The organism is Methylobacterium sp. (assembly GCF_019750675.1).
Classification (GTDB): Bacteria; Pseudomonadota; Alphaproteobacteria; order Rhizobiales; family Beijerinckiaceae; genus Methylobacterium.
Genome location: NZ_JAIEOF010000217.1, coordinates 1 through 4261, shown reverse-complemented (window position 1 = coordinate 4261; position 4261 = coordinate 1). Strand labels below are relative to the sequence as shown.

Here is a 4261-nt window from a genome sequence, read left to right as displayed (position 1 = left end):
GGACTTGGCGCCGGTCTCCCCGGCGGCCTGGGCGGGCTCGGCGGCTTCAATCAGAAGCGCGCGCCCCTCACCGAGGGCGGCAGCTTCACCGAGCACAGCTTCTCCAACGCGGCCGGAGGGCGCGACTACAAGCTGTTCGTCCCCAGCGACGCCCGGCCGAACCTGCCCCTGGTGGTGATGCTGCACGGCTGCACGCAGGGGCCCGACGATTTCGCCGCCGGCACGGGCATGAACGCCCTGGCCGAGGCCGAAGGCTTCCTCGTGGCCTATCCGGCCCAGAGCGGGCGGGCCAACGGCCAGCGCTGCTGGAACTGGTTCCAGCCGGGCGACCAGGGCCGCGATTCCGGCGAGGCCGGCATCATCGCGGGGCTGACCCGGGCGATCATCGCCGAGCACCGGGTCGACCCGGCGCGGGTCTACATCGCCGGCCTGTCGGCGGGCGGTGCGGCGGCGGTGAACATCGCGCGGGTCTACCCCGACCTCTACGCGGCGGTGGGCATTCATTCGGGTCTCGCCGCCGGCTGCGCCCGCGACGTCTCGACGGCCTTGAGCGTCATGCGCCTCGGGCCCGTGGCACCGGCCGACTGCACGATGTCCGAAGTCCGCGTGCCCACCATCGTGTTCCACGGCGAGAGCGACGGCACGGTCAACCTGCGCAACGGCGAGCAGGCCCTGGCCCAGGCCGGCATCGACGGCCTGACGCCCGAGAGCGCCGAGGCGGTGAGCCCGGGCGGACTGTCCTACACCCGCACCCGCTACGCGGACGGGGCCGGCCGGGTCGCGGTGGAGGGCTGGATCGTGCGCGGTCTCGGCCATGCCTGGTCCGGCGGCAGCCCGGCCGGCAGCTATACCGATCCGCGCGGACCCGACGCCTCGCGGGCGATGCTGGACTTCTTCCGGGCGAACCCGCTCGGCGCCGGCCGGGCCTAACCCAACGGCACGTTGTCGATGAGGCGCGTGCGGCCGAGATAGGCCGCCGCCAGCACCCGGGCGGGCCGCGTGGCCCGCTCCACCGGGGCCAGGGTCTCGGCGTCGCGGACCTCGAGGTACTGCACCGGGTCGAAGCCCGCCGCCGCGAGTTCGGCGCGGCCCTGCTCCAGGAGGGGACCCGCCTCCGCACCGTCCGCCAGTCCGGCGGCGATGCCGGACAGGACCGCGTGCAGGCGTGGCGCCCGGGTCCGCGCCTCGGCGTCGAGGTAGCGGTTGCGCGAGGACAGGGCGAGGCCGTCCGCCTCCCGCAGGGTCGGCACGCCCTGGATCTCCACCGGCAGGTCGAGGTCGCGCACCGCCCGCCGGATCACGAGGAGCTGCTGGAAATCCTTCTCGCCGAACAGCGCGAGATCCGGCTGGACCTGGTTGAGGAGCTTCGTCACCACCGTGGCGACGCCCGAGAAGTGCCCCGGCCGGTAGGCCCCGCACAGGTCCTCGGTGAGTCCGTCGACCTCGATTCGGGTCGAGAAATGCGCGGGGTACATCTCCGCGACCTCCGGCAGGTAGGCCGCATCGACCCCCGCCTCGGCGAGAAGCGCCAGGTCGGCTTCGGTGTCGCGCGGATACCGCGAGAAATCCTCGTTGGGGCCGAACTGCGTCGGGTTGACGAAGATGCTCGCCACCACGCGCTCCCCCAGCGCCTTCGCCCGCGCCATCAGGGCGAGGTGGCCCGCATGCAGGGCGCCCATGGTGGGCACCAGCACCACGCGGTCGCCGGCCCGGCGCCAGGCGGCGACCGCGGCGCGCAAGGGGGCGACCGCCGTGAACCGGGAGAGGGAAGTGTGGGACAAGGGGCGACCTCGCGAGTGCGTCCGGCGAACGGCGCCAGACCTAATCACCCGGACGCTCCGGCGCCAGCCGTCAGGGACAGTAGGGCAGCAGGGGACGGCCGTAGGGATCGTCCACCCCCAGCGGCGGCGTGAAGCCGTAATAGCTCGGCTTGCCCAGGCCGTAGGCCGAGCCGACATAGCTCGGATCGTCGGGCGCGTCGGTGGGGATCGGAACCCGCCGCACCCGGCAGCGCAGGACTTGGCGACGGACGGGCGCGAAGCGCGCGCCACTCGAATCCTCGCCCTCCGCGCGCGGGAAGTAGCGCGGCATCGGCGCGAGGTCCGGACCGCGCGCGCTGCCCGGCAGCGGTGCGAACGGCTCCACGAGATCGGCCGCACCCGCCGGCAGCAGGCCCGCGAGCAATCCCGCCGCCGCGAGCCCGAACCATGCCGTCATGCCGCTCCGCATCACCCAACCCTCTGATCCCCCAGCCGTCGCCGATCAGGGTAAACGCAAGGTTAAGCGAGACCGGTGTCGATGCCCGTGGTGCCGGGCGGCCGGTGCCGAAACACCGGGCGAGTTGTGAAACGCCGGTCCCGCCGCTACGAAGCCCGGAACCAGCGACGGGAAGATCCCCAGGTGAAGCCTGATCCGGCCCTACGACGACCCGTTACGTGCACGATCATCACGAAGAACGAGGCCGACCGCATCCTGCGCTGCCTCGAGAGCGTGCGGGGCCTCGTCTCCGAGATCGTCGTGGTCGATTCCGGAAGCACCGACGGAACCCTGGAGATCTGTCGGGATTTCGGTGCGACCTGCCTCCACCGCGATTGGGAAGGCTACGGCCAGCAGAAGCGCTTCGCCGAGACGATGGCGAGCCACGACTGGATCCTCAACCTCGACGCGGACGAGTGGCTCACGGAGGCGACCCGCGCGGAGCTGTCGCGCCTGCTTTCGGCGCCGATCCGCGAAGACGTCCATGGCTTCGAGTTCAGGATCACCCAGGTCTATCCCGGCGATGCGCGACCGCGCCCCTTCGCCGACTACCACACCTATGTCCGCCTCTATGACAGGACCCGCTGCCGCTTCCCCGACAGCGCCGTCTTCGACGAGGTGAAGATCCCGGCCGCCCACAAGGGCCGGATCCGCGCGCCGATCTTTCACCAGTCGATCCGCTCGATCGCGCATCTGGTGGAAAAGAATATTCTCTATTATCGGCTGCAGACCGGGGAAGTGAAGAAGAAATCGCCCCTGACCCCCGTTCGGATCGCCTTCGAGCCGCTGCTGGTCTTCTTCAAGTACTATTTCATGAAGCGGCACGTCACCGGCGGCGTGTACGGGTTCATCGTGGCCATCACCATCGCCATGCTGCGGACCTATCGCCTGGCGATCCTGCACTTCCCCAAGGAACGGACGCGCTGAGGATCGGCCGGATCATGCCGCGATGGGGTCGAGGCCGGGACTACGAGCGCCGCAACGTGGAGCGCCTCGCCCGGATCGCCCGCTGGGAGCGGCCCATCGCCGGGCGTGGCGACCGGTTACGGGCCTGGGCGAATATGCTCCTCCGGGATCACGGCCTGTTCCGGCTGATCTATCTCAACCGGCACCGGGTCGGCGCCGGCCGCCTCTGGCGCTCAGGCCAGCCCGCTCCCCACCAGATCACCCGCATGGCCCGGGACGGCGTCCGGACCCTCGTCTGCCTGCGCGGCGAGCCGGAATACGGCTCCTGGCCGCTGGCGCAGGAGCGCTGCGGGGCCCTGGGCCTCGACCTCCGGACCATCACCCTGCGCTCCCGCGCGGCGCCCGAGCCCGGGACCATCCTCGAACTCAAGCGGATCTTCGAGACGATCCAGTATCCGGCCCTGATCCACTGCAAGTCCGGCGCCGACCGCGCGGGCCTCGCCGCCGCCCTCTACCTCGTGTTCCAGGAGCAGGTGGCGCCCGCCCAGGCCATGCGCCAGCTCGCGCTGCGCTACGGCCATGTCCGGCAGGCCAAGACCGGCATCCTGGGACAGTTCTTCAGGGCCTATCTCGACGCGGCCGCCCGCGCGCCCATCGGCTTCGAGGACTGGGTCCGGACCCGCTACGACCCCGCCGCCCTCGAAGCCTCCGTGAAGGACCGGCGCTGGTCGAACCTCGTCGTCGACCGCCTCCTGCGGCGGGAATAGCCGCCGTCACCGGCGCGGGGCGGCGGGACCGTCGAGGGGGGCGAGGCGATCCGACGGATGAGCGGCCGCCGGCGGCATCCTGACGGGCCGCGACAGTCCAGCCGCGAGCCCGGCGAGATCGGGGCCCGGACCCTGCGTCTCCGCGGCACCGGGCGCGTAGAGCGACCGGTCGAGGGCGTCGAGTCCGGCGGCGATGCCGGGCTGCCCGCGCCAGGCCCGCGCGAGGTCCGGGTCTCCCTGGAGGGCGGGTGCGAGCGCGGCGCGAAAGGCGCGGGGGTCGCGCGCCGTGGCGGCCCGGCGCAGGGCGCGCCGGGTGCGTGCGTCGAGGCGCC

The 4261-nt window shown here is 72.1% G+C and carries 5 protein-coding genes and 1 pseudogene; 3 read left to right on the top strand and 3 right to left on the bottom strand.

Annotated features, from left to right (window positions below; all coding sequences use genetic code 11):
- Window positions 1-930, top strand: a 930-nt coding sequence (locus tag K2X24_RS11635) for a PHB depolymerase family esterase (protein WP_292498081.1), incomplete at its 5' end; no start/stop codon positions are given.
- Here the strand turns inward: K2X24_RS11635 and panC are convergent.
- Window positions 927-1781 carry a pantoate--beta-alanine ligase gene (panC, locus tag K2X24_RS11630; RefSeq protein WP_292498079.1) on the bottom strand — a complete coding sequence of 285 codons (855 nt, stop codon included), beginning with the start codon at window positions 1779-1781 and terminating at the stop codon, window positions 927-929. The genes K2X24_RS11635 and panC overlap by 4 nt on opposite strands.
- Window positions 1782-1851: 70 nt before the next feature.
- A complete protein-coding gene (locus K2X24_RS11625; protein ID WP_292498077.1) occupies window positions 1852-2217 on the bottom strand; it encodes a hypothetical protein in 366 nt (121 codons plus the stop codon).
- A gap of 183 nt (window positions 2218-2400) precedes the next feature.
- Between K2X24_RS11625 and K2X24_RS11620 the strand changes: the two genes are divergently transcribed.
- The gene (locus K2X24_RS11620; RefSeq protein ID WP_292498076.1) at window positions 2401-3183 is read left to right on the top strand and encodes a glycosyltransferase family 2 protein; all 783 of its coding nucleotides are present in this window, start codon (window positions 2401-2403) and stop codon (window positions 3181-3183) included.
- 14 nt (window positions 3184-3197) lie between these two features.
- Window positions 3198-3929, top strand: coding sequence for a tyrosine-protein phosphatase (locus tag K2X24_RS11615; protein WP_292498074.1), 732 nt, complete (start codon window positions 3198-3200; stop codon window positions 3927-3929).
- 6 nt (window positions 3930-3935) lie between these two features.
- On the opposite strand, the pseudogene K2X24_RS11610 reads toward K2X24_RS11615, so the two are convergent.
- Window positions 3936-4261 (bottom strand): annotated as a pseudogene (locus tag K2X24_RS11610) (hypothetical protein); the annotation flags it as partial.